This is a genomic window from Rubrivirga litoralis (assembly GCF_031846415.1).
Lineage (GTDB): Bacteria > Bacteroidota > Rhodothermia > Rhodothermales > Rubricoccaceae > Rubrivirga > Rubrivirga litoralis.
In genome coordinates this window covers 1-24,605 of the sequence record NZ_JAVRHT010000020.1, presented here as the reverse complement: position 1 = coordinate 24,605, position 24,605 = coordinate 1, and the positions used below count along the sequence as shown (strand labels likewise).

20 protein-coding genes are annotated in these 24,605 nt (G+C 73.9%); 14 read left to right on the top strand and 6 right to left on the bottom strand.

The window, feature by feature from the left end; translation table 11 throughout:
- Positions 1-33: 33 nt before the first annotated feature.
- A complete protein-coding gene (locus tag RM540_RS09640) occupies positions 34-885 on the top strand; it encodes a hypothetical protein (protein WP_311663530.1) in 852 nt (283 codons plus the stop codon).
- A 112-nt stretch (positions 886-997) separates the two neighbouring features.
- Positions 998-1,798, top strand: a complete 801-nt coding sequence (locus RM540_RS09635) for an SDR family NAD(P)-dependent oxidoreductase (RefSeq protein WP_311663528.1) — start codon at positions 998-1,000, stop codon at positions 1,796-1,798.
- 52 nt (positions 1,799-1,850) lie between these two features.
- Here the strand turns inward: RM540_RS09635 and RM540_RS09630 are convergent, their stop codons facing one another.
- On the bottom strand, positions 1,851-3,590 hold the full coding sequence (locus RM540_RS09630; protein ID WP_311663526.1) for an ATP-binding protein: 1,740 nt from the start codon (positions 3,588-3,590) through the stop codon (positions 1,851-1,853).
- 129 nt (positions 3,591-3,719) lie between these two features.
- Between RM540_RS09630 and RM540_RS09625 the strand changes: the two genes are divergently transcribed.
- The 11 genes from RM540_RS09625 to RM540_RS09575 all read left to right on the top strand — a co-directional run bounded on the left by RM540_RS09625 (position 3,720) and on the right by RM540_RS09575 (position 12,222).
- Positions 3,720-4,958, top strand: coding sequence for an acyl-CoA dehydrogenase family protein (locus RM540_RS09625; protein WP_311663524.1), 1,239 nt, complete (start codon positions 3,720-3,722; stop codon positions 4,956-4,958).
- A gap of 82 nt (positions 4,959-5,040) precedes the next feature.
- Positions 5,041-5,172 carry a hypothetical protein gene (locus RM540_RS09620; RefSeq protein WP_311663522.1) on the top strand — a complete coding sequence of 44 codons (132 nt, stop codon included), beginning with the start codon at positions 5,041-5,043 and terminating at the stop codon, positions 5,170-5,172.
- Between the two features lie 31 nt (positions 5,173-5,203).
- Complete coding sequence (locus RM540_RS09615; RefSeq protein ID WP_311663520.1) at positions 5,204-6,016, top strand: alpha/beta fold hydrolase; 813 nt, start codon at positions 5,204-5,206, stop codon at positions 6,014-6,016.
- Positions 6,017-6,029: 13 nt separating this feature from the next.
- Positions 6,030-7,106 (top strand): phosphotransferase family protein, encoded by a 1,077-nt coding sequence (locus RM540_RS09610; protein WP_311663518.1) that lies wholly within the window; start codon positions 6,030-6,032, stop codon positions 7,104-7,106.
- 292 nt (positions 7,107-7,398) lie between these two features.
- Positions 7,399-7,779, top strand: coding sequence for a Rid family detoxifying hydrolase (locus RM540_RS09605; RefSeq protein ID WP_311663516.1), 381 nt, complete (start codon positions 7,399-7,401; stop codon positions 7,777-7,779).
- Positions 7,776-8,165, top strand: coding sequence for a DUF6841 family protein (locus tag RM540_RS09600; RefSeq protein WP_311663514.1), 390 nt, complete (start codon positions 7,776-7,778; stop codon positions 8,163-8,165). The genes RM540_RS09605 and RM540_RS09600 overlap by 4 nt, the downstream gene beginning before the upstream one ends.
- A 208-nt stretch (positions 8,166-8,373) precedes the next feature.
- On the top strand, positions 8,374-8,583 hold the full coding sequence (locus tag RM540_RS09595; RefSeq protein ID WP_311663512.1) for a hypothetical protein: 210 nt from the start codon (positions 8,374-8,376) through the stop codon (positions 8,581-8,583).
- 140 nt (positions 8,584-8,723) lie between these two features.
- Positions 8,724-10,061 carry an acyl-CoA dehydrogenase family protein gene (locus RM540_RS09590; RefSeq protein WP_311663510.1) on the top strand — a complete coding sequence of 446 codons (1,338 nt, stop codon included), beginning with the start codon at positions 8,724-8,726 and terminating at the stop codon, positions 10,059-10,061.
- A 103-nt stretch (positions 10,062-10,164) separates the two neighbouring features.
- The gene (locus tag RM540_RS09585; RefSeq protein ID WP_311663508.1) at positions 10,165-10,668 is read left to right on the top strand and encodes a cupin domain-containing protein; all 504 of its coding nucleotides are present in this window, start codon (positions 10,165-10,167) and stop codon (positions 10,666-10,668) included.
- A 57-nt stretch (positions 10,669-10,725) separates the two neighbouring features.
- Positions 10,726-11,616: an MBL fold metallo-hydrolase gene (locus RM540_RS09580; RefSeq protein ID WP_311663506.1), complete on the top strand. Its 891-nt coding sequence runs from the start codon at positions 10,726-10,728 to the stop codon at positions 11,614-11,616.
- A 21-nt stretch (positions 11,617-11,637) separates the two neighbouring features.
- The gene (locus RM540_RS09575) at positions 11,638-12,222 is read left to right on the top strand and encodes a DUF421 domain-containing protein (RefSeq protein ID WP_311663504.1); all 585 of its coding nucleotides are present in this window, start codon (positions 11,638-11,640) and stop codon (positions 12,220-12,222) included.
- A 28-nt stretch (positions 12,223-12,250) separates the two neighbouring features.
- Here the strand turns inward: RM540_RS09575 and RM540_RS09570 are convergent, their stop codons facing one another.
- Both RM540_RS09570 and RM540_RS09565 read right to left on the bottom strand, forming a co-directional pair.
- Positions 12,251-12,613: an FKBP-type peptidyl-prolyl cis-trans isomerase gene (locus tag RM540_RS09570; protein WP_311663503.1), complete on the bottom strand. Its 363-nt coding sequence runs from the start codon at positions 12,611-12,613 to the stop codon at positions 12,251-12,253.
- A gap of 268 nt (positions 12,614-12,881) precedes the next feature.
- Entirely contained in the window at positions 12,882-14,777 is a 1,896-nt protein-coding gene (locus RM540_RS09565; protein ID WP_311663501.1) for an ABC transporter ATP-binding protein, read from the bottom strand.
- A gap of 5 nt (positions 14,778-14,782) precedes the next feature.
- Between RM540_RS09565 and treA the strand changes: the two genes are divergently transcribed.
- A complete protein-coding gene (gene treA, locus RM540_RS09560) occupies positions 14,783-16,519 on the top strand; it encodes an alpha,alpha-trehalase TreA (RefSeq protein WP_311663498.1) in 1,737 nt (578 codons plus the stop codon).
- Between the two features lie 294 nt (positions 16,520-16,813).
- Here treA and RM540_RS09555 read toward each other — a convergent pair whose 3' ends face one another.
- The 3 genes from RM540_RS09555 to RM540_RS09545 form a co-directional block, all read right to left on the bottom strand.
- Positions 16,814-19,414 carry a T9SS type A sorting domain-containing protein gene (locus RM540_RS09555; RefSeq protein ID WP_311663496.1) on the bottom strand — a complete coding sequence of 867 codons (2,601 nt, stop codon included), beginning with the start codon at positions 19,412-19,414 and terminating at the stop codon, positions 16,814-16,816.
- A 579-nt stretch (positions 19,415-19,993) separates the two neighbouring features.
- Positions 19,994-22,720 carry a T9SS type A sorting domain-containing protein gene (locus tag RM540_RS09550; RefSeq protein ID WP_311663493.1) on the bottom strand — a complete coding sequence of 909 codons (2,727 nt, stop codon included), beginning with the start codon at positions 22,718-22,720 and terminating at the stop codon, positions 19,994-19,996.
- Between the two features lie 133 nt (positions 22,721-22,853).
- The gene (locus tag RM540_RS09545) at positions 22,854-24,542 is read right to left on the bottom strand and encodes a sensor histidine kinase (protein ID WP_311663491.1); all 1,689 of its coding nucleotides are present in this window, start codon (positions 24,540-24,542) and stop codon (positions 22,854-22,856) included.
- Positions 24,543-24,605: the final 63 nt, after the last annotated feature.

Below are 24,605 nucleotides of genomic sequence, written 5' to 3'. Positions count from 1 at the left end.
GTAGGTTCGCTCGCCACCGTGCCCGCCCCGCCCATGCCCGCCGCTCCCGCACCGCCCGCCCGCCGCCTGTGGTGGCCGCTCGCCGCCGTGCTCGTCGCGGGCGGGGCGGTCGCCGCGTGCGCGCCGCCGGCGCCGGTCGAGGACGCACCCGCCGCCCCGCCCGAGGCCGCCCCGCCCGAGGAGGGGCGGGCGTTCCTCCAGCCGCTCGACCGCCTGGACTGGCCGGAGGACGCGGAGGGCACGGCCGGCCTGTACCTGGCGGAGCCGGTCTCGGTGAGCGCCCTTGAGGCGGCGTTGCCCGGGCCGCCGTCAGATCGTGCTCGGCTCGTCGGGTTCTACTTCAAAGTCCGCAACGTCTCCGGGTCCGCGATGGGAGAAGGCCGCGAGAGTCTGGCCGAGGCGGTCGCCACGTTCCGCGGCCAGCTCACCGGCATGCGAGCCGGGCTGTCCGTACCCGGGCGGCTGGAGTGGATGGCCGCCCCGCTCGACACGGTCGGTCTGGAGGCGTTCCGGGCCTCGCGTGAGCTCCAGATGATGGCCGCGTCGCTCGTCAGCAACCACGCCGACGCACGGGCCGCCGAGCGGGCCGCGGCCGGCGACGCGCCCGTCGTCGTCGGGCTCCTGGTCGACGGGACGCGGGCGCAGGTCGAGACCGTCGCCGCCCGGCTCCCCGTGGCGGCCTACGCCGACGTCCGGGCGGCCAGGGCCGCCGACGTCCGCGGCGTGCTCGTGCCCAGCCTCATCGGCGCCGGCGTCCGCCTGGAGCGCGAGCGGGCCGTCCGCGACAGCCTCCTTTTCGGCCGCCTCGACGCCGGCGACCCCGCCCTCATCGACAGCCTCTACCGCGCCTCGACGGCCCTCTACGACTCCCTCACCGCCCGCTAGCGCGCTCCCGCCCCGACGCCGAACCGCGGGCGGGGCGGACCCAAAAGGCGAGGCGGTAGGTTCGCCCGCCCCGCCCAGAGCAGGCGCTCTCCTCCCCCACCCCGCCCCGGCCATGCCCGACCGCCCCGCCCCATCCGACGCCCACTCGCTCCGCCTCGACGGCAAGATCGCCCTCGTCACCGGCGCCAGCCGCGGCATCGGCCGCGCGATCGCCGAGGCGTTCGCCGCCGCCGGCGCGTCGGTCGCCCTCGCCAGCCGCACGCAGGCCGACCTCGACGCCGTCGCCGAGGCCATCCGCGCCGAGGGCGGGGAGGCGCTCGCGGTCGCCGCGCACACGGGGAGCGACGAGGGCGTGGCCGCGCTCGTCGACCGCGTCACGAGCGAGTACGGCGGCGTCGACGTGCTCGTCAACAACGCGGCGACGAACCCGCACTACGGGCCGATTCTCACGAGCGAGATGTCGCAGTGGGACAAGACCTACGACGTCAACGTGAAGGGCTACTTCCGCACGATCCGCGCCTGCGTGCCGTCGATGACCGAGCGGGGCGGCGGCTCGGTCATCAACATGTCGAGCGTGGCCGGCGAGCGGGCGCTGCCCGGCATGGGCGTCTACTGCGTCTCGAAGGCCGCCGTGCTCATGCTTACCGAGGTGCTCGGCGCCGAGCTGGCCCGCGACCAGATCCGCGTGAACGCCGTCGTGCCCGGGTTCGTCAAGACGCAGTTCTCGTCGGTCCTGTGGGAGGACGAGCGGGCGGCCCAGCAGACGCTCCAGCTCGTGCCCCTGCGCCGGATCGCGGACGCCGAGGAGATCGCCCCGCTCGCGCTCTACCTCGCGTCCGACGCCAGCCGGTTCGTGACGGGCTCGCGGTTCCGCATCGACGGCGGCCAGCTCGTCGGCACGCCGGGGATGTAGGGGCCGCCACCCCGCCCCCGGATTCGATCGTGCGGGCGGGGAGGCGGCCGTTTCAGGCGGCGAGCGCTGGGGCGGGGCGGTCGGCCGCGGCCGCGTCGAGGGCGTCCGCGAGCGCCTCGCGGCGGACCGGCTTCGAGAGGTAGGCGTCGGCACCGGCGGCGAGGCACGCTTCGCGGTCGCCCTCCATGGCGTTCGCCGTCAGCGCGACGACCCAGGGCTGGGCGCCCGGCGGCAGCTCGGCGCGGAGCCGGCGCGTGGCCTCGTGGCCGTCCATCGTCGGCATCTGGACGTCCATGAGGACCGCGTCGTACGGCCGCCCCGCCCCGGCCGCCCGGTGGAGCGCGGCGAGCGCCTCGGCTCCGTCGGCGGCCACGTCGGCCCCGACGCCGAGCCGGTCGAGCGTCCGCACGACGACCTTCTGGTTGACCACGTTGTCCTCGGCGACGAGCACGCGGAGCCCCCGCCGCTCGACGCCAGCGGGCGGGGCGGGGGCCGACTCGGCGGGCGCAGGCTCGGCCGAGGGCGGGGCGGCGACCGTGAACGCGAACGTCGAGCCGACGCCGGGCGCGCTCTGGGCCTCCATCTCCCCGCCCATCATCTCGACGAGCCGCCGGCTGATGGCGAGCCCGAGCCCGGTGCCCCCGTACTTCCGCGTCGTCGAGGCGTCGGCCTGCGTGAACGGGTCGAACAGGCCATCGAGCGCGCCCGGGGCCACGCCGACGCCCGTGTCCTCGACCTCGAACCGGAGCCCCGCCCCGCCCAACCCGGGCGACACGCGCACGGTCACGGCGCCCTCGTGCGTGAACTTGACGGCGTTCGAGAGCAGGTTGAGGAGCACCTGCCGGACCCGCGTGGGGTCGCCCAGGGCCGCCGCGGGCACGCCGTGGCCGACCTCGACGGCGAGCGCGAGCCCGCGCGCGGCGGCCTGGACGCGGACGATGTCGGTGGCGTCGCGGGCGAGGGCCGCGGGATCGAACGGGACGGCCTCGATCTCGACCCCGTCGGCCTCGATCTTCGAGAGGTCCAGGACGTCGTTGACGAGCGCGAGGAGCGCGTCGGCGCTCGTGCGAATCGTCCGCACGTACTCGGCCTGCTCGGTGTCGAGCGCCGTGTCGGCGAGGAGGTCCGACATCCCGACGACGCCGTTCATGGGCGTGCGGATCTCGTGGCTCATCGAGGCCAGAAACTCGCTCTTGGTCCGGGCCGCCGCCTCGGCGCGCTCGCGCTCGGCCTCGGCCTCGGCCCGCGCCCGCGCCAGGTCCTCGTTCGAGCCCCGGAGCGCGGCCTCCGCCCAGACCCGGGCCGCCGTCGCGAGCGAGAGCGCCGTCGCGGCGATCGTTCCGGCGACGACGAGGAGGATCGCCTCCCGGCCCGACATCAGACCGGCCGCCCACCCCACCCCGAGGAGCGCGACGCTGGACGCGCCGTAGAGCGCCACCTCCCACCACCGGCGCGCAAAGACGCCGACAACGGTCGGCGTCCCCGTGAGGAGGAGGACGAGCCACACCATCCGCTCCGGTCCCCCATTCACCATCATGTTGGTGATGTCGCCAAAGGAGACCAGGTACGCCGTCGCGAGGACGATCTCGCGCGTCCACGCCCGCACCCGAGCGCTCCAGGTCACGACGAGGGCCGCGATGAGCGGGGCGCCGTAGAGCACGGTGACGACGACCTGGGACCACCCGGACTCGTCGCCGTACAGCCCGACGTTGACGCCCAGCCCGGCCGCGCCGACCAGGACGAGGAGCGCGCGCTGGATGCGGAAGTGGAGGGGGGTCGGGGTCGTCGGCATACGTGGGGCTCGGCTCCCGCCGGTATCGGGCGGGGCGGGGCGGCACTTGAGCGCGGGGCGGGGCGGACTCGGGCCGTGTCAGAACCCGGGCTGGGGTGACGCATACGCCTTCCCCCACCCCGCCCCGCCATGACCGCCGCCCCGCCCGCCTCCGACCTCGACGCCCTCCTCGGCCGCGTCCGCGCGTTCGTCGCGGAGCGGTGCGTGCCGCTCGAGGCGCACCTCCAGGCTAGCGACTACGCCACGCTGTGGGCCGGCCTCGCCGACGTCCGCGCCGACGCCCGCGCGGCCGGCCTGTGGAACCTCGCGCTCTCCGCCAGCGAGGGCGGGGCGGGGCTGTCGCTCCCCGCGTTCGGCCGCGTGTCCGAGGCGCTCGGGTGGAGCCCGCTCGGCCACGTCGCCACGAACGGGCAGGCGCCAGACATTGGCAACATGGAGCTCCTGCTCGGACACGCGACCGACGCGCAGAAGGCGGAGTTTCTGCAGCCGCTCCTCGACGGCGACGTCCGCTCGTGCTTCGCGATGACCGAGCCCGAGCACGCCGGCTCGAACCCGACCGTGATGAGCTCGACGGCGCGGCTGGAGGGCGGCGAGTGGACCATCGACGGCCACAAGTGGTTTACGACCGGATTCGACGGCGCCGCCTGGGCCGTGGCCATGGTCGTGACCGACCCCGACGCCGACAACAAGTACGCCCGGGCGTCGATGATCCTGGTGCCGACCGACGCCGACGGCCTGGAGCACGTCCGCAAGCTGCCGGTTATGGGCGACGAGGCCGAGGGGTGGTTCTCGCACTCGGAGATCCGGTTCCACGGCGTCCGCGTGCCCGAGGCCAACCTGCTCGGGCCGCGCGGCGGCGGGTTCCAGCTCGCGCAGGAGCGGCTGGGGCCGGGCCGCATCCACCACTGCATGCGGTGGGTCGGCGTGTGCGAGCGGGCGCTGAGCCTCCTGTGCCGCTACGCCGCCGCGCGCGAGATCGCCCCGGGCACGCCGCTCGCGACCAAGCAGGCCGTCCAGTTCATGATCGCCGAGAGTCGGGCCGAGACCGACGCCGCGCGGCTCCTGGTCCTCGACGCCGCCGAGGCCATCGAGCGCGACGGGGCGAAGGCGGCACGCGGCAAGATCAGCGCCATCAAGTTCACGGTCGCCAACACGCTCCAGCGCGTCCTCGACCGGGCCATCCAGGTCCACGGCGGGCTGGGCGTCCTGGACGACACGCCGCTCGCGTTCTGGTACCGCCACGAGCGGGGCGCGCGCATCTACGACGGCCCGGACGAGGTGCACAAGACGGTCGTGGCCCGCGAGGAGATGAGGCGGTACCCCGACGCCGCCCCGCCCGCAAAAGCGCGCGTCGGCGTGGACGTGTAGCAGGCGAAGGCGCGCCGCCCCGCCCGGCGCCACCCCGCCCTCGCGGCAGGGCTCGTGGGCGGGGCGCGACGCCTCGCCATCGGTGGCGGCCGACGCCGCGCCCCGGTTCGGTGGCGACGGGTTCGACGAGGCCCGGCTCTCGGACGGCCTCACCGCATCCCCCACCGCCCCACTCGCGGGCGGGGCGGTGGCGCGGCGGCCGACCGTGGCCTAGTCTGCGGACCGCCCCGCCCACCCCGCCCGCCGTGCCCACGCTCTCCCTCAACGGCGCCGAGGCCTTCTACGCCGACTCCGGCGGCGACGGCGAGCCCGTCGTGCTCGGCCACGGCTACCTCATGACGTCGGCGCTGTGGGACCGGCAGGCCGAGGCGCTCGCCGAGGCCGGCTACCGGGCGGTCCGGCTGGACTGGCGCGGCCAAGGGCGGAGCGAGGTGACGGCCGGCGGCTACGACCCGTGGGGCCTCGCGGCCGACGCGCTCGCCCTGGCCGACCGGCTCGGGCTGGAGCGGTTCCACTGGGTCGGGCACTCGATGGGCGGCTACGTCGGGTACCGGCTCGCGCTGCGGGCGCCGCGCCGGGTCGCCAGCCTCGTCCAGATCGGGACCGCCGCGGGGGCCGAGGGCGGGGCGGCGCGCCGCCAGTACGACGCCCTCCTGTGGGCGCTCCGCGCGCTGGGCTACGGGGCCGTCCTGGGCCGCGTGCTCCCCATCCTCTACGGCCCGACCTACCTCGCGGACCCCGCCCGCGCCGCCGACCGCACCGAGCAGGAGCGGCGGATCCGGTCGAACTCGCGCGCCGGCGTGTTCCGGGCGGGGCGGGGCATCTTCGGCCGCGACGACGTAGCCGGACAGCTCGGGCGGATCACGGCGCCCACGCTCGTCGTCACCGGCGAGCACGACCGGCCGCACCCGCCGCACCAGGGCCGCGCCGACGCCGAGCGGATCCCGGACGCCACGTTCGTCGAGCTCGCGGACGTCGGCCACACGCCGCCGGCCGAGGCTCCGGCCGAGACCACGCGGCTCGTGCTCGACTGGCTCCGCCGCCACCCCATCGCCTAGCGCCGCCCCGCCCATGCCCGCCCTCGACCGCCCCCGCGACGTCCGCCCCGGCGACGAGCTCGACCTCGACGCCCTCTCCGCCTGGCTGGGCGACGCGCTGGGCGTGACAGAGCGGCCGGTCGTGCACCAGTACCCCAGCGGGTTCTCGAACCTGACGTACCTCCTCGACCTGGGCCACCGCGAGGTCGTCCTGCGGCGGCCGCCGCACGGGGCGCACGTCCGCGGCGGCCACGACATGGGGCGCGAGTACGGGCTGCTGACGGCGCTCGACGGGCACGTCCCGGTCCCCGAGCCGCTGGCCTACGAGCCGACCGGCGACGTGCTGGGGGCGCCGTTCTACGTCATGGAGCACGTGCCGGGCGTGGTCCTGCGGACGACCGCCCCGCCCGAGGCGCGGCCCGACGCCGACGCCATGCGCCGCGTGGCCGGCGCCTTCGTCGAGACGTTCGCGCGGCTCCACGCCGTCGACGTGGAGGCCGTCGGGCTCGCCGACCTGGGGCGACCCGAGGGCTACGTCGGGCGCCAGGTGGCGGGGTGGGAGCGGCGCTACACGGCGGCGGCGACCGACGTCGTCCCCGAGCTCGAGCGGGCGTTCGCCTGGATGCAGGCGCACCAGCCGCCCGAGTCCGACGCGACGCTCGTCCACAACGACTTTAAGTACGACAACCTCGTCCTCGACCCCGGCGACCTCGCCGACGTCCGCGCCGTGCTCGACTGGGAGCTCGCGACGGTCGGCGACCCGCTCATGGACCTGGGCTCGACGCTGGGCTACTGGGTCGAGGCGACCGACCGCCCCGCCCTCAAGGCCATGGCGCTCAGCCCGACGTGGTGGCCCGGCAACCCGACGCGCGCCGAGCTCGTCGAGGCGTACGAGGCGCGGACGGGCCGCGAGGTCGAGCACGCCGTCTTCTACACGGCCTACGGGTTCGTCAAGCTGGCCGTGATCGCGCAGCAGATCTACCAGCGGTGGACGCTGGGCACGGCGACGGACCCGCGCTTCGAGGGCCTCATCCACACGGTCCGCGCCTGCGGCGAGACGGCGGCGCGGGCCATCGAGCGCGACCGGATCTCGGAGCTCCACGGCGGGTGAGGCGGGGAGGGATCGAGGTGTAAGTAGCCGCGCGAGTGGGGCGGACCACCCCGCCCGTCGGACCACGCGAGGGCGGGGCGGCCGACGACGGACGCCGCCCCACCCGCGGCCGCCTCTCCCAACGACGGGCGCCCGTAGGGACACGACTCGTCGTGTCCGGCGCAAGCGGACCCCACGGGCGGGGCGGACCCAAAGGGCGGACCCGCCGCACGCCTCGACGCGAGGGCGGGGTGGTTGAGGCGGCGCCCCGGCGGGTATCCTGCGCCCTCCCCCACCCCGCCCCCTGCTGCTCATGGATGTCCTCACCGCCCCCGGCGCGCCCGCCGCCGTCGGCCCGTACAGCCACGCCGTCCGCACGGGCGGCCTCGTGTTCTGCTCCGGCCAGGTGGCCCTCGACCCCGCCACGGACACGCTCGTCGGCGACGACGCGGCGGCCCAGACGCGGCAGGTGTTCGCCAACATCCGCGCGGTCCTCGACGCGGCCGGGCTCGACCTCGGCGACGTCGTCAAGACGACGGTGCTGCTCGCGTCGATGGACGACTACGGCGCCGTCAACGCCGTCTACGCCGAGGCCTTTGGCGAGCACCGCCCCGCCCGCTCGGCGTTCGCGACCGGCGGGCTCCCGCTCGGCGCGCTCGTCGAGATCGAGGTGATCGCGGCGGCGGCGTCGTGACCGAGGTCGTTCCTTTTTTCGAGCGGTACGCCGAGGCGTTCGTGGCCTACGACGCCGGCGCCATCGCCGCGTGCTACCTCACGCCGAGCCTGCTCGTCCGCGACGGTCAGGCCGAGGTGCTGGGTACGGCCGAGGCCGTGGCCGAGAGCGTCGAGGCGCTCCTCGCGCTCCACCGGGCGTGGGACGTCCAGAAGGTGCAGCCGGACGGCGTCGAGGTCCTGGAGGACGGCCCCGCCCACGCCGTCGTCCGCGTCGACTGGCAGCTCGGGCGCCCCCGGACCCGGCTCCGCTGGTTGTTTGCGACAACGTACACGCTCGTCCCCGCCGCGGACGGGGGCGACGGTTGGCGGATCGCGGTCGCCGTCACGCACGACGCACCGTTTTAGCGGCCGTGCGGACCGGCTCGTGCGCGTGGGCGGGGCGGTCGCCGAGAGCGCCCAGCCAGCCGCCCCGCCCGGGCCGTTGGAGCTGAGGGCGGGGCGGCAAAATCGGCGCCTGGGTGGATCTGGACTGGTTCTAATGTTGGTCCCCGCCGGACCCGCCCGTCCGCGGGACGGTTCAACACGCAACATCCAGAACCACACCCGCCCCGCCATGATTGACGCCCAATCCCAGTGCACCGCCTGCACCCACCTCGAACGCCAGGTGACCGACGACCTCCTCTGCAGCGCCTTCCCCGACGGCATCCCCGACGAGATCTGGACGAACGAGGTCGCCCACACCCGGAGCTACCCGGGCGACAACGGCATCCACCTCGAGCTGATCCCGCTCGACGTGCTCGGCCAGCCCGGAGCGCAGGCCTGAGCCCGCCCCGCCCTCGACCCTGAGCGGCCGTCCCCGAGCGGGGCGGCCGCTTTTTCGTGGGCGTAAACCGGCGCGGGCGGGGCGGCGGATGAACCCGGCCCCGGCCGTGCCGTTCACCCCGCCCCCACCCGCCCCGCCCGATGGACCCCGCCCGGCTCGCCCGCCTCGCCGAAAAGACCGACCTCGCCGCCCTCCTCGACCGCCTCGAAGGCATGTCGGCCGAGGACCTCGACCGGCTCGTCGGCCCCGGCCGCTCGGGCGGCGACGGCGCCCGGGGCGGGGCGGCCCGCCCGCCGTACGCCCCGCCCGCGCCAGACGCCGACTTCTACGGCCTCTTCGAGCGCCAGCTCACCGACGACCAGCAGCGCGCGCGGCGCGTCGTCCGCCGGTTCATGGTCGACGAGGTCGCGCCGGTCATCAACGACTACTGGGAGCGGGGCGAGATGCCGTTCGAGATCGTCCCCGGCTTCCGCGACGCGCTCCACGAGGCGTTCGGGCCGAACCCGGCCGAGCGGTACTGCACCGACGGCTTCCTCACCGGGCTGGTCTCGATGGAGATCCCCCGCGTCGACCCGTCCGTCGGCACGTTTCTGGGCGTGCATTGGGGGCTCTGCCTGTACTCGATCTGGCGGTTCGGGAGCGACGCGCAGAAAGAGCGGTGGATCGGCCCGCTGGAGCGGTTCGAGGCCATCGGGAGTTGGGCGCTGACCGAGCCTGAGCACGGGTCGGACGCCGCCCTCGGCTTGGAAACCACGGCGAGCCGCGACGGCGACACATGGACGTTGAACGGCGCCAAAAAGTGGTCCGGCAACGCGACCTTCGCCGACGTCACCGTGATCTGGGCGCGCGACACGGCCGATGGGAATGTGAAGGGCTTCCTCGTCGAGAAGGGGACGCCCGGCTTCCACGTGGACAAGCTGGAGGGCAAGATCGCCAAGCGGGCCGTTCAGAACGTCGACATCCGGCTGGAGAACGTCGAGGTGCCGGAGGCCAGCCGGCTCCCGGGCGTCCGCACGTTCAAGGACGTGGCGGGGCAACTGGCGACGGCCCGCGCCGGCGTCTCGTGGGAGGCGTGCGGGATGGCGATGGGGCTCTACGAGGCGACGCTCGACTACTGCACGCGGCGGACCCAGTTCGGCAAGCCGATCGCCGGCTTCCAGCTCGTCCAGGAGGGGCTCGTGCGGATGCTCGGCAACGTGGTCGCCATCCAGGCCACGGTCCTCGGGCTCGGCCAGCTCTACGAGGAGCACGAGCGGCTCCACGAGCGGGCGTCGCTCGCCAAGGTGTGGTGCGTGGACAAGATGCGCGAGACGGCGCAGATCGGGCGCGGCCTGCTCGGCGGCAACGGCATCTTGCTGGAGCACGACGTGGCCCGCTTGTTCGCCGACGCCGAGGCCGTCTACAGCTACGAGGGCTCGCGCGAGATGAACGTGCTCATCACGGGCCGCGCCATCACCGGCCTCAGCGCGTTCGTGTAGAACGCCCTCCGGGCGGGTACGGGGTACGGCCTCAGGCCGCGCACTCGGCCGCCTCCTGAACGCCGCTCCACGCCGCCCCACCCCACCGTTCCCGCCCCGCCCGATGCCCGACGTTCCGCCCCGCCCGTTGGGTCCGCCCGAGACGCTGACGCTGGGGCGGGGCGGCGACGGCCGCGCGTGGCCGGTCCTCCTGTACCGCGCCGCATTCGAGGGCGGGGCGGAGGCCGCCGTCCGCCGCCTGGACGAGAACGGCTGGGGCGGAGCGTGGGTCGACGGCGTCTTCGCCTACCCGCACGAGCACCCCGACGCCCACGAGGCGCTCGCCGTCGTCGCCGGCCGCGCAGCGCTCCGCCTGGGCGGGGCGGCGGGGCAGGACGTGACGGTGGAGGCCGGCGACGTGGTCGTGCTCCCCGTCGGGACCGTCCACCAGCGGCTCGACGCCAGCGCCGACTTCCGCGTCGTCGGCGCCTATCCCGAGGGCCAGCACGCCTTCACCACGCGGCGACCCGACCACGACGGCCCCGCCCCGCCCGGCGTCGCCGTGCCCCGCCCGGCCGCCGACCCCGTGCGCGGGCGGGGCGGCCCGCTCACGACGCTCTGGCGCTGACCGCCCCGCCCCCGTTTTCCCGCCCCGCCCTCGGGGTTCACCATCTGAGTCCGCTCCATGAATGATGTCCGCGCCCTCGACCTCCCGTTTCTCGGCGCCGAGCGCGTCCTCGCCTGCGGCGTCGTCCCGGTCGAGGGCGGGGTGGCGCTCGTCGACCCCGGCCCGTCGACCGTGCTTCCGGCGCTGGAGGACGGGCTGGGCGCGCTCGGGCACGGCCTGGGCGACGTCCGCGCGCTCCTCCTCACGCACATCCACCTCGACCACGCCGGGGCGACGGGCACGCTCGTGCGCCGGCTCGGCGTGCCGGTCTGGGTCCACGAGGTCGGCGCGCGGCACCTGGCCCGGCCGGAGAAGCTGATCGCGAGCGCGACGCGGCTCTACGGCGACCGGATGGACGAGCTGTGGGGTGCCTTCGAGGCCGTCCCCGAGGCGTCGCTGCGGCCGCTCGCGGGCGGGGAGGCCGTCGAGGTCGGCGGGCGGGCGCTCGACGTGGCGTACACGCCGGGCCACGCCGTCCACCACGTCGCCTACTTCGACCGCGCGACGGCGACCGCGTTCGTCGGCGACACGGTCGGGATGACCGCCCCGCCCTCGGAGCGCGTCCTGCCCGTCACCCCGCCCCCGGACGTGGACCTGGAGGCGTGGCCGGCGTCGCTGGACCGGATCGCGGCGTGGGAGCCGGAGCGCCTGTTCCGCATGCACTGGGGCGCGAGCGAGACGCCGGCCGCCGACCTCGCCGCGTTCCGCACGGCGCTGGACGCCTGGGCCGCCCGCGTCCGCGCCGACCGCGCGGACGCCGACGCCGACCGCGGGCACCAGGCGGCCGCGTTCTCGTCCGAGATTCTGAGCGGCCTCGACGCCGATCTCGGCGCCGAGGCCGCCGCGCCGTACCGCGCCCTCCTCTACCCCGACGCGAGCTGGCACGGCCTCGCCCGCGCCCTCCGCTAGCCCCGCCCCGCCGTGGACCCCGTGACCCCCTTCGACTGGCACCGGATGTTTATCGGAGAGCAACCCCCGCTCTTCTTCCTCGAGATCGTCTTCCGCGTCGTCGTCATCTACCTGTTCACGGTCCTCCTCCTCCGGTTTATGGGGAAGCGGGGCCAGCAGCAGCTCTCGCCGTTCGAGTTCGTGGTCGTCATCGCGCTGGGCTCGGCGACGGGCGACGTCATGTTCTACCCCCAGGTCCCGATCCTCTACGCGTGCCTCGTGGTCGTCGTCGTCGTCACCCTGAGCAGCCTGGCTGGGCAGGCCCAGCTCCGCTCACAGCGCGTGAACGACTTTCTCGAAGGGCGGCCGCGGCTCCTCATCGAGCACGGCCGCGTGCTGGACGAGAACGTCCGTCTGGAGCGCCTGCGGCCCGACGAGTTTCTCGGCCTGCTCCGCGAGGAGGGCATCGAGCAGACCGGGGAGGTCCGTTACGCCTTCCTGGAGCGGTCGGGGAAGCTCGGGCTCTACCGCTACGACGAGGGCGAGGCGCGGGACGGCGAGCCCACGTTCCCGCTCCACCTCGCCGGCCGCGACGGCCGCGTGCCGCCGCCCCGCCCTGGCGCGTAAGGGCGGGGCGGGAGCCCACAGCGCGGCGTTAGCGGACGCCGAGGAGCTCGACCTCGAACGTGAGCGTGGAGTTGGGCGGGATCGGCCCCCGCTGCTGGTCGCCGTACCCCTCCTCGGGCGGGACGACGAACGTCCGGCTCTCCCCCACCCGCATCCCTACGATGCCGTCGCGGAAGCCGGGGATCACGCTGTCGTCCAGCCGGAAAGAGGCCTGGGTCCGGGGGTTGAAGATGGTCCCGTCGTCGAGGCGACCTTCGAACGAGACGAACACCGTGTCGCCGAGATCGGCCACGCCGTCGGAGTCGTTGGAGTCGTTGGAGTCGCTGGAGTCGCACGCGGCGACGGCGAGGCCCACGAGGAGCAGGAGGAGCGGGGCGGGGCGGAGACGCATAGGGGCGGGGTGGGGCGGAGACGCATAGGGGCGGGGTGGGGCGGAGACGCATAGGGGCGGGGTGGGTGCGGCCTGTCAACGCCGCCGGGCGGGCGGGGTGTCCGAGCGAGCCGCGATGGTCGCGTGCCGTGCCGCCTCAGCCGCCGCTCAGCCAGTGCGGTAGAGACGCACGGGCGGGGTGGCGCCAACGTAGGGCGCGGCGCACGGACGGCCGCCCCGCCCACCCGAGCACGGCGCCCGCCCCGCCCGCCGCCCTGGGCGGGGCGGCCTACCGATACCCCTGAGCCTGGAGCTCGAACAGCTCCGCGTAGCGCCGCCCCGCCCGCAGGAGCTCCTCGTGCGTGCCCACCTCCTCGACGCGGCCGCCGTCGAGGACCAGGATGCGGTCGGCCATGCGGACCGTCGAGAAGCGGTGCGAGATGAGCACGGCCGTCTTGCCTTCGGTCAGGTCCTTGAACCGCTCGAACACCTCGTACTCGGCGCGCGCGTCGAGCGCCGCCGTCGGCTCGTCGAGGATGAGGAGCTGGGCGTCGCGCATGTAGGCCCGGCCGAGCGCCACCTTCTGCCACTGGCCGCCCGAGAGGTCCACGCCCGCCGAGAACCGCTTGCCCAGCGTCTGGTCGTAGCCCTCGGGCAGCGACTCGATGACCGCGTCCGCGAGCGACCGCTCGGCCGACGTCTCGATCCGGGGCCGGTCGCCCCGCTCCGCGATCCGCCCAACGGCGATGTTCTCGGACGCCGTCAGGTGGTAGCGCACGAAGTCCTGGAAGATGACGCCGATGGCGGACCGGAGCTCGTCGAGGTCGTAGTCCCTGAGGTCGCGGCCGTCGAGCAGGATGCGGCCCTCGTCGGGGTCGTAGAGCCGGGCGAGCAGCTTCACGAGCGTCGTCTTGCCCGCCCCGTTCTCGCCCACGAGCGCGAGCGCCTCGCCGGCGCGGAGCGTGAACGTGAGATCGCGGACGGCCCACACCTCGCTCCCCGGGTACCGGAACCCGACGCCCTCGAACGCGAACCCCTCAGCGATCGGGTCCGGCACCGGCACGGCATTGGGCGGGGTGGCGACGGCGGGCTCGATCTCGAAAAACGAGAACAGGTCCTCGAGGTAGAGCGCCCGTCCCGAGACGTCGGAGAACGACGCGAGCAGGCCCTCCAGGAGCGACCGCATCCGCCCGAACGAGCCAGCCAGGAACGTGAGATCGCCGATCGTGAACGCGCCGGCCGCCGTCCGGTACACGATCACGGCGTAGGCCGCGTAGTAGCCCAACGTGCCAACGGCCGAGAGCAGGCCGCCCCACCCCGCCCGCCGGACGGCGAGCGAGCGGTTGGCGAGGTAGTAGCGGTCGGCGAGCGTCCGGTAGCGCTCGGCGAGGTAGTCATTGAGCCCGAACACCTTGACTTCCTTGGCCGTGTCGTCCGACGCCCCGACGTAGCGGAGGTAGTCGAGCTCGCGGCGCTCGGGCGTCCACGAGTACGCCAGCGAGTACGATTGGGCGTTAAAGTGGGCCTCGCCGAGAAAGGCCGGGACGAGCGCCACGGCGAGCAGCACGAGCAGCCACGGCTGGTACACCGCCAGCCCGACGCCCAGCGAGGCGACCGTGATCAGGCTCTCAGCCTGGCCGAACACCTGGCTCAGCAGGACCATCCGCCCCGTCGTCTGCCGCCGCGCCCGCTCCAGCTGGTCGTAGAAGTCGGCGTTTTCGAAGTGGGCCAGGTCGAGCGCCGCCGCGTGGCGCATGAGGCGGACTGAGGTCTCGTTCGTGAACAGGTCGCCCAGGAGCGAGTCGCAGAGCGCCGTCGCCCGGCCGAGCACGTCGCTCAGCACGGCCAGCCCCAGCTCAGCCGCGAGCAGCCACGCGAGCCCCTCCAGCGCCCCGCCCCACGCCGACAGGCCGCCCAGGTCCGCCGCCGTCGCCGCCACGCGGACCACCTCGTCGACGACCAGCTTGCCCACATAGAGCATCGCCACCGGCACGAGCGAGCGGACGAGCCGGAGCGCGAGGTTGGCCGTGACGAGCCCGGGGCTCGTGGCCCAGACGAGGCGGAAGAGCGGCGGGAGGTTCGAGAGCGCCCCGAGCCGCTCGCGGAACGAGAGGTCCTCGGCCGGGCCTCGCGAGCTCCCCTTCCGCTTTGCCGTCTTCCGCGCCGTGCCGTTTCGTGTTGCCATGCCCGATGCACGCCCCGCCCCGCGCCGTGTTCACGGGCGGGGCGGTCTGCGGGCGGGGTGGGCAGGACGAGCGGGGCGGTAGGTTGGCCGCCCCCGCACGCCCGCCCCGCCCGATGCGCCCCCTCCGCCCCGCCCTCCTTCTCCTCGCGGTCGTCCTCGCCGCCGGCTGCCAGACCGCCGCGCCGGACGCCGCCCAGGCCGCGCCCGCCCAGGCCGACGGGCTGTACCACCCCGCCCGCGACCTCGGGCCGCTGTTCCACGACGTCCAGCTGGCCCGCCTCTTCCCCGACTCCAAGACGTTCGCCGACGCGCGGCCGCTCCTGCCGCCGGCCGAGATCGCCGCCCGCTACCAGGCCGAGCGGGGCGGGCCGCAAACGGACGGCGCGGGCGGGGCGGCGTTCGACCTGGCCGCGTTTGTCGACCGGCACTTCGAGATCCCCGAGCCGGTCGGGGCCGGGTACGAGACCGACCCGTCGCTCTCGATGGAGGCGCACGTCCGCGCGCTGTGGCCCGTGCTCACGCGCCCGGCCGACGACCCCGAGCTCGTCTCGTCGCTCATCCCGCTCCCCAACCCGTACGTCGTGCCCGGCGGGCGCTTCCGCGAGGTCTACTACTGGGACTCGTACTTCACCATGCTCGGGCTGGTCGAGAGCGGGCGGCTCGACGTCGTGCGGAGCGTGCTCGACAACTTCGCCTACCAGATCGAGACCGTCGGCCACGTCCCCAACGGGAACCGGACGTACTACCTCAGCCGGAGTCAGCCGCCGTTTTTCGCGGCCATGGTCGGCCTCTACGCGGCGGCCACGGACTCGGCCGAGGCGCTCCGCTACCTCCCCGCCCTCGAGGCCGAGCACGCGTTCTGGATGGACGGCGCCGAGGCCCTCGCGCCGGGCGAGGCGCACCGCCGCGCCGTGCGCCTGGCGGGCGGGGCGGTCCTCAACCGCTACTGGGACGACCGGCCCGAGCCGCGGCCCGAGTCCTACCGCGAGGACTACGAGCTGGCCCAGACGCTCCCCGAGGCCGACCGCCCCGCCCTCTACCGGAACCTCCGGGCGGCGGCCGAGAGCGGGTGGGACTTCTCCAGCCGCTGGATGCGCGACCCGACGGACCTGCGGACGCTGGAGACCGTCGACCTCGTCCCGGTCGACCTCAACAGCCTCCTCTACCACCAGGAGCAGACCATCGGCCGGCTCCACGCGCTCGGGGGCGACGACGCCGAGGCCGAGCGGTGGGCGGGGCGGGCCGAGGCGCGCTGCCGGGCGCTCCTGGACGCCGCCTACGACCCAAGCGAGGGCGCCTTTTTCGACGTCCGCTGGCGGACCGGCCAGCGCGTGACGGACCGGCCGACGCTGGCGATGGCCGCCCCGCTCTACTTCGGGCTCGCGACCGAGGCGCAGGGCCGCGCGACGGCCGACCGCATCGAACGCGACTTCCTCCGGCCAGGCGGCCTCGTGACCACGCTCGTCGCGTCGGGCCAGCAGTGGGACGCCCCCAACGGATGGCCCCCGCTCCAGTGGCTCGGCGCCGAGGGCGCCCGCCGCTACGGCCGCGCCGACCTCGCCGACGCCGTCCGCGACCGATGGCTCGCCCTCAACCGCCGGGTCTACCAGGCGACGGGCAAGATGACCGAGAAGTACGACGTGACCGACCTCTCGCGCCCCGCCGGCGGCGGCGAGTACCCGAACCAGGACGGCTTCGGGTGGACGAACGGGGTCGCGCTCGGCTTCAGCGCGCAGGAGTAGGGGCGACCGGCGGTCGCCCAGAGGCGAGCGCCGCACCCCCACCCGCACCACCCCGCCCCGGGTGGAACCACGGGCGGGGCGGAGGACGCCTTCCCACCCCGCCCTCGCGCAGCACCACGGGCGGGGCGGGGCGGGCTAACGCAGCCGCCCCGCCCTCGTGTGGAGGGCGGGGCGGGGCGGCCGCTTGGACGGGGGCGGCCACGGGCGGGGCGACCCCAACGCGGCGCGGCCGGCCCCCGAAGGAGCCGGCCGCGCACGCCCCGGGACAACCCGGGGGCGGGGTGGAGACGGACGCTACCGCACCACCGTGACCTGCTGCGTCTGCACGTCGCCGCCCACCGACACCCGCACGATGTACACGCCCGACGGGAACGACCCCGCCTCCAGCGTCACCTCGTGACGGCCGGCCTCGAAGGCGCCGTCGGCCAACACGGCCACCTCACGCCCCAGCGCGTCGTACACCGACGCCCGGACCGGGCCGGCCTCGGCCGCACCGAACCCGACCGAGAGACGGCCGCGCACCGGGTTCGGAGACGCCACCAGCGTCACGTCCACCGGACCCGAGGCCACCTGCGCCTCGCCGCGCACGCGGGCCAGCGCGTCGAGGAACGCCTGGTCCCCCGATGTCCGCGCCGCGCCGTTGCCGCCGCTCTTCGACCCGAACACGGTCTCGTCGTTGAGGTAGACGACCGAGGCCACGACCGATCCAAGCACGTCCTGCACGGACGCACCCACGGCCACGTCGCCCTCGATGAGCGCGAACGCGCCGGGGCCGTCGGGGAGCGTGCCCGACGGGAGGTCCGCCGTACCGCGCTGGCCGGCGAACACGAACTCCTCGCGGGCGCCGATCACACCGCCCGGCGTGGCCGCGTAGGTCACCATCTCCGTGAACGGGTTGAACACGGCGAACGTGCACGTCGAGAGGTCGACGAACTCGGTGGCCGTCGCGTTCGTGACCGCGGCGAGCTCGCCGAACACGTCGCCGAGGAACTGGTCGGGGTCATTGGCCCCGTCCGTCTCGAAGTCGTCGCCGTCGACGTCGCCGTCGCCGTCGAAGTCGAACGAGAGCGCGAGCGCGAGCTCGGCCGAGCACGCGACGGGCTCGACGCCGAGGAGGCTGGCGATGGCGAAGTCGGCGCGGACGAACCCGTTCCCGGTCCGGTCGTCGAAGCCCGGCGTGGCGTTTTCGTTGACCGTCGTGACGGGGGCACCGGAGATCATGTCGTCCGCCGTCCCTTCGAGCGCGGCGAAGAGCTCGGCCGGCGACACGCTCCCGGCGGCCTCGATGGCGAGCGCGGCGACGGCCGAGGCGTTCGGAGCCGAGGCGCTCGTCCCGAAGAAGTTCGGGAGGTCGTCGTCGTCGACGCCGCTGTCGCCGCCGAAGAACGTGTTGTTGTCGCCGTCCGACGCCACGGCGTCCGGCTTCATCCGCTCCTCGGGCGAGGCTAGCCGGTTGCCGTCCTCGTCGAGCCGGATGGCGAGGCCGCCGTATGACGAGAAGCCGTTGACACTCGCCGACCCCGTAAACGACTCAATCGCGTCGAGGAAGTCGCTGTAGGAGGCCGTGTTGAACCACGCGGCGGCGCCGGTCGCAAAGGCCCCGGCTGCGTTCGAGTGGCCGTACACGGTCGACGTGCCCGGCTCGACGTACTCGGCCGTCTCGATCAGAATCCGGTCGCCGCCGAAGTTGACGTACTTCATCCGGCGGTCCTCACCCTCGAACTTCTGGATGGCGACGTAGACGAACTGGATGCTGGTCGTCGTGTTGGTGTATTCGATAAACTCGAACGGAGCGCCAGCGGTCGAGTTGGCGTCGGCCGAAATGGCGAGGATGGTCCCATCGGTCGAGGGCTCGTCGAAGACGAACACGTCGTAGTCGCTCGTCGGCGCCTGGCCCGCCTCGCCGCCGTAGAGGTCCGGGAACTCGCTGAACTCGACGCCGGCGAGCACCGACGGCTCGTCGTACTGGAACGCGAACCGGAGGGTCTCACCGGGGAAGATCAGGACGTCCTGGAAGGCGTCGACGTCCGGGCCGGGGTCGAAGTCGTGGAGGTTGCCCCCGAACGTGAAGAACCCTGGAACGCCGGAGTCCTCAAAGTCCGCCTCGTACGAGGCGTCGGCCGAGTTGCCAGCCGACGAGAAGTACGAGGCCCCCTCTTCAGCGACGTAGTCGACGGCCTGGGCGATGACGCCGTCCTGGAAGTACGGGTCACCGGCGTAGCCGATGTCGTCGACGATCACGTTGCAGCCGTTCTGGAACAGCTGGACGATCCCGCCAGAGAACCCGACGAACCCCTCGAACGCGGTGTGGAACGCGAAGTCCACGCCCGGGGCTACGTCGTAGGCCAGCTCCATCATAGCCCGGCCCTCGTCAGAGCCTTCGCCCTCGCCGAGGTCCTCGAGCACGTCGATGCCGTCGGGGAGGTCGCCCGAGGCGACGCCACCCGCGGCACCGCCGAGGCTGTTGTACGAGTCGGAGAGCATCCCGATGCAGACGCCCTGGCCCGTCACGTCGAAGCGGTCGCGCGCGATGTCCGCGCGGAGAGCGAGGCTGGCCTCGCCGTCGACGGCCCCGACGCGCGCGGCCTCCGAGACGACCGGGGACACGAACGTGTCCTCGCCGCCCCGCCCACGGAGGACGTAGAGGTCAGCGAACGCCGAGCGGAGCGACGGGAGCGCAGCGAGCTCGTCGAGCGCGCTGACGGGGAGGAGGCCGGAGACGACGTAGTCAGTCTCCGCCGTCTTCTCGAGGCCGAGCTGGTTGAGGGACGCCTTCAGCTGGCGGGCCGCACTCGGGTCCGGAGCCAGCGCGCTGATGCGGACGCGGTCGTTGGTGACGCGCGCGCCGCTTTGAGCGCGGGCCTCGTAGTCGGCGGCGAGGTTGGTGAGGGTCACGTCGAGCCGGGAAAGCGCGCCGCCCTTCTCGGGCGTCCGAACGACGCCGGCTTGGCGGGCGCCCGCGGCCCCGAACGCTTGGTTCCCGATGGCGGGGCCTTGATAGCCGCTCGACGACGGCTCAAGTCCGTCGGTTGGGGTGCGAGGCGACGTTTGAGCCGCGGCAGGGAGGGTGAAGAGGGCGGCTGCGGCTACGAGACCGTAGCGCAACCGGGGGTAAGGGAATCGCATGGGGGCGGAGGAGAGAGGGTGGTGGACAGTGGGCAGCACGGAGCAGGGGACCGACCTCCACCTATACCGCGCCGTCACGTAAACCTAACACATCCTACACTCTGACTGAACACTAATTGTCGCATGTGTTAGAAAAGGGCCGCGAGCCCTCCGCACGCCACCCCGCCCCTGCACGAAGCCATGGGAGAGCCAACCCACCCCGCCCCGCCCCCGTGTGGAGGGCGGGGCGGGACGCCGCTTGGACGGGGGCGGCCACGGGCGGGGCGGCCCCAACGCGGCGCGGCCGGCCCCCGAAGGAGCCGGCCGCGCACGCCCCGAGCGAACCCGGGGGCTGGGTGGAGACGGACGCTACCGCACCACCGTGACCTGCTGCGTCTGCACGTCGCCGCCCACCGACACCCGCACGATGTACACGCCCGACGGGAACGACCCCGCCTCCAGCGTCACCTCGTGACGGCCGGCCTCGAAGGCCCCGTCGGCCAACACGGCCACCTCGCGGCCCAGCGCGTCGTACACCGACGCCCGGACCGGGCCGGCCTCGGCCGCACCGAACCCGACCGAGAGACGGCCGCGCACCGGGTTCGGAGACGCCACCAGCGTCACGTCCACCGGACCCGCCGCGAGCGGGGCCTCGTTGCGGACGGCCGCGAGCGCGTCGAGCAGCGACTGGCCCCGGTCCGTCGACGTCCGCGCCGCGCCGTTGCCGCCGCGGGCCGACCCGAAGACCTGGTCCTCGTTGAAGTAGACGACCGACGCCACGACACGGTCCAGAACGTCCTGGACCGACGCGCCGACCTCCGTGGTGCCCTCGACGAGGACGATCGCGCCCGGTCCGTCTGGGATCACCGACGCCGGCAGCTCCTGGTCGCCCTCCTGCGTCGCGAGCACGAACTCGCCCCCAGCGGCCACACCGCCCGCCGCCGAGGTCGCGTAGGTCACGCGCTCGGTGAACGGATTGAAGGCAGCGAACGAGCACCCCGTGAGGTTCACGAACGCGCCGTCGGAGTCGTTGCCGACCGCCGCGAACTCGCCGAACGTCGCGTCGTCGCCGTCCGCGTCGAAGTCGGCGAAGAACACGGGCGCCTCCGGCGAGCACGCCACGGGCTCACCGGCGAGCGCGGCGAGCGCCTCGTCAGCGCGGATAAAGCCGAACCCGCTCTGGTCGTCGAAGCCCGGGGCGGACCCGAAGTTGAACGTGCCGGGGCCGCGGAGGATGTCCACGGCCGTCTCCTCGAGTGCGCTGTAGATGGCCGTCGCGGGAGCCGCCCCGCCCGTGGCCTCGAGCATGAGCGCGGCGACGGCCGAGGCGTTCGGGGCCGCAGCGCTCGTCCCGAAAAAGTTCGGGAACGTGTCGTCGTCGCTCACGATGTCGCCGCCGAAGAACGTGTTGTTGTCGCCGTCCGAGGCGACCGCGTCCGGCTTCATCCGGTCGATGGGTGAGCTGAGACGGTTGCCGTCCTCGTCGAGCCGGATGTCGAGGCCGCCGAACGACGTGAACGCCTCGACGGCCGCCCCGCCCACGAGCTCCGGGTTCTCGCGGATGACCTCGCTGAACGCCGGCGTGTTGAACCACGGAGCGGCGCCGGTCGCGAAGGTGCCCTCGGCGTTCGAGTGCCCGAACGCGGTCGAGGCGCCGGCGTACTCGGCGTTCTGGATAACGGAGCGGGTGCCGCCGAAGTTGACGTACTTCAGGCGACGCTCGGCGCCGTCGACCAGCTCGATCGCGACGTAGACCGTCTGCTCGGCCCCCGTCGCGTTCGTGTAGTCGACGAACTCGTAGGGCGCCCCGAACGTCGGGTTGTCGTTGTCCGAGACGGCGAGGATCCCCGCGTCGGCCGACGGCCCGTCGAGGATGTAGACGTCGTAGTTGCTCGTCGGCGCCTGGCCCTCCGCTCCGCCGTAGAGCGACGGGTACTCGCTGACCTCAACGCCGGCGAGCACCGACGGCTCGTCGTACTGGAACGCGAACCGGATGCGCTGGCCCGGCAGGAGCACGACGTTCTGGAAGGCGTCGACGCCCGAGCTCGGGTCGAAGTCGTGGAACGAGCCGCCGCCGGGGCCGGTGATGCCGGTGCCGCGGTAGTCGCTCTCGTACGAGGCGTTCGAGGAGTTCCCAGCCGACGAGAAGTACGCCCCGCCCTGCGAAACGATGTAGTCGATGGCCTGCGAGATCGCGCCGTCCTGGAACATGGGGTCCGTCGAGATCCCGATGTCGTCGACCACCACCTGGCACCCCGCCTGGAACAGGTCGACGACGCCGCCGGCGAAGTTGGCGAAGCCCTTGAACGCGGTGTGGAACGCGAAGTCCACGCCCGGGGCCACGTCGTAGGCCAGCTCCATCATAGCCCGGCCCTCGTCAGAGCCTTCCCGGCCGGTGTCGAGCTCGTCGAGGACGCGGATGCCGTCGGGGAGGTCGCCGGAGGCGACGCCCGCGGCCGCACCATTCCGGAAGTTGTACGAGTCGGACATCACGCCGATGCAGACGCCGCGGCCCGCCACACCGAACTGGTCCCGCGCGATGTCTGCCCGGAGGGCCTCGTTCGCCTGACCCGTCACGGCGCCGACGAACGAGCGGCCCGCCACGACCGGCGACACGTACGTGTCCTCGCCGTCCGGCCCGTGCACGAGGTAGTGGGGAGCCATCGCCGAGCGGAGCGACGGGATCTCAGCCATGGCCTCGATCGACCGGACCGGGAGCAGCCCCGAGACGACAAAGTCCGTTCGGCTCGTCTGCTCGAGCCCGAGCTCGTCCAGCTTGGCCGCCAGCTCGCTGGCTCCGCCCGTGCCTTTGGCGAGCACGTCGACCTGGACGTAGGCGTCGCCGCCGCGGGCCGCCGCCCCGCCCCGGACAAGGTTGCGGAGCGTCGCGTCGAGCCGCGAGAGCGGACCGTCTCCCGCGAGCCGCGCGGTGCGGTCCGTCTGGGACGGGGAGGCCGGCGCAGGCGCCGCCGCCTCTCGGTGGGCGTCCGCCGAGGGTTCAGCTTGGACGTCCGAGATCTGAGCGGAGGCCGGAAGGGCAAGGAGGGCGGCGGCGACGACGAAGCCGTGCCGAACTCCGTTGTAAGGGAAGCGCATAAAGGGAGAGTGGTGGATGCCGGAGCGGAACGCGGAGCGGGCTCCGCGCTCCCCAAACCTAGGTCCGCTCCGTCACAAAAACGTGACGTTCTCTCCACACGCGCCGAACAATCTCCGCCGGCCCGCCTCTGGCTCAGTCCTGCGCTTCCCCGCCCCGCCCCGCCGCCCCGCCCGACGCCATCCCGCCCGACGCCATCCCGCTCGCTGCCGCCCCGCTCGCTGCCGCCCCGCCCGTGGCTGCGGGATCCTCTCCCGGGAGCGACACGACGAACGTGGTCCCCTCGCCCTCGGCCGTCTCCACGTCGAGCGTTCCCCCGTGGCCGTGGACGACGATCTCGTACGTCAGCGAGAGGCCCAGGCCGGTGCCCTCGCCGGTCGGCTTCGTCGTAAAAAAGGGCTCGAAGATCCGGTCGAGCACGTCGTCCGGGATGCCCCGCCCGTTGTCCGAGACGCGGACCTCCGCCCCGCCCCGGGGCAGCGGGCGCGTGGCGACGGAGAGCCGGGGGGCGTAGTCGGGCTCGCCGTCGGCGGCCCGCTCGCGCGTGGCCTGGAGCGCGTTGTCGAGCAGGTTGAGGAACACCCGCCCCATCTCCTCAGGGACCATCTCGACGTCGCCGACGGCCGGGTCCAGGCTCTTCTCGATCTCGACGTTGAACCCGGTGTGCTCGGCCCGCATCCCGTGGTAGGCGAGCCCCACGTACTCTTCGAGCAGGCCGTTGAGCGGGGCGGGGCGGTGGGGGCCGGGCGTGGCCCGGCTGTGGGCGAGCATGGACCGGATGATGCCGTCGGCTCGGCGCCCGTGCTCGCGGATCTTGGCCGCGTTCGCGCGGAGGTCGTCCAGCAGGTCGCCCGAGGCGCCGAGCGCCTCGGCGACGGAGCGCCCGTCGTCCTCGCGGAGCTCGTCCTCGAAGTCGTCCAGGAGCTCGGCCGAGAGCTGGGCAAAGTTGTTGACGAAGTTGAGCGGGTTTTTCAGCTCGTGGGCCACGCCCGCCGTGAGCTGGCCGAGCGAGGCCATCTTCTCCTGCTGCACGAGCTGCGTCTGGGCGCGCGAGAGCCGGCCGAGCGACGACTCGAGCTCGGCCTGCTGCGCCTCGAGCTCGGCCCCGCGCGTTTCGAGCAGCTGGCTCCGCCGCTCGAGCCGGTCGCGGAGCCGGGCCAGCCGCTCGGTCACGCGGTACTGTCCGTAGCGGCCGGCGTAGAGCGCCCCGTTCATGACCGTGCACAGGAAGGTCACGAGGACGAGGTAGGCGATGCGCCGGACGTTCTCGCTCACGTCGAGTGACACCTCCATCCCCGGCACGGCCGTCGCCCCCGTGTGGACGATGGTGATGAGGAGGCCCAGGGCCAGCGTCTGGACGGGCTGAAAGGGGACGGTCCCGACCGTCAGCAGGAGGAGCAGCGAGAGCCAGGCGGCCAGAAACTCGATGTCGGCCCGAGCCACGTCGTCGGCCGTGAGGAAGCCGGCGGCCACGAGCACGTAGGCCGCCACGAGCCACCGCCCGACGGTGAGCCGCGGGCGGAACCGGGCGACGGCGAGGAACACGGCCGCGGCGGCGAACACGAACAGCTTGTCGGTCAGCACGCGCCCGATCTGGAGCGTGGCCTCGACGGTCGCCTCGACCATGTCGCCCCCGGCGATGAGCGTCGTGACGCCGACGGCGACGGCCGCGCCCACGAGCGCGGCGACCCCGAACAGGCCGGCCACGCGGAGCCCGCGGCCGGTCGCCGCGTCGAGGACGGCCCGGAACCCGGCGTCGCGCTCGGTCCGGGTGGGGGCGGCGTAGCGCTCCCAGTAGACGCGGAGGCGGCGGCTAGGGGACATGCGGCGGGCGGGGTGGCGGGCGGGGGCGGGGCGGCTCGTACTCGGGGCGCTCCCGTTTGTCCC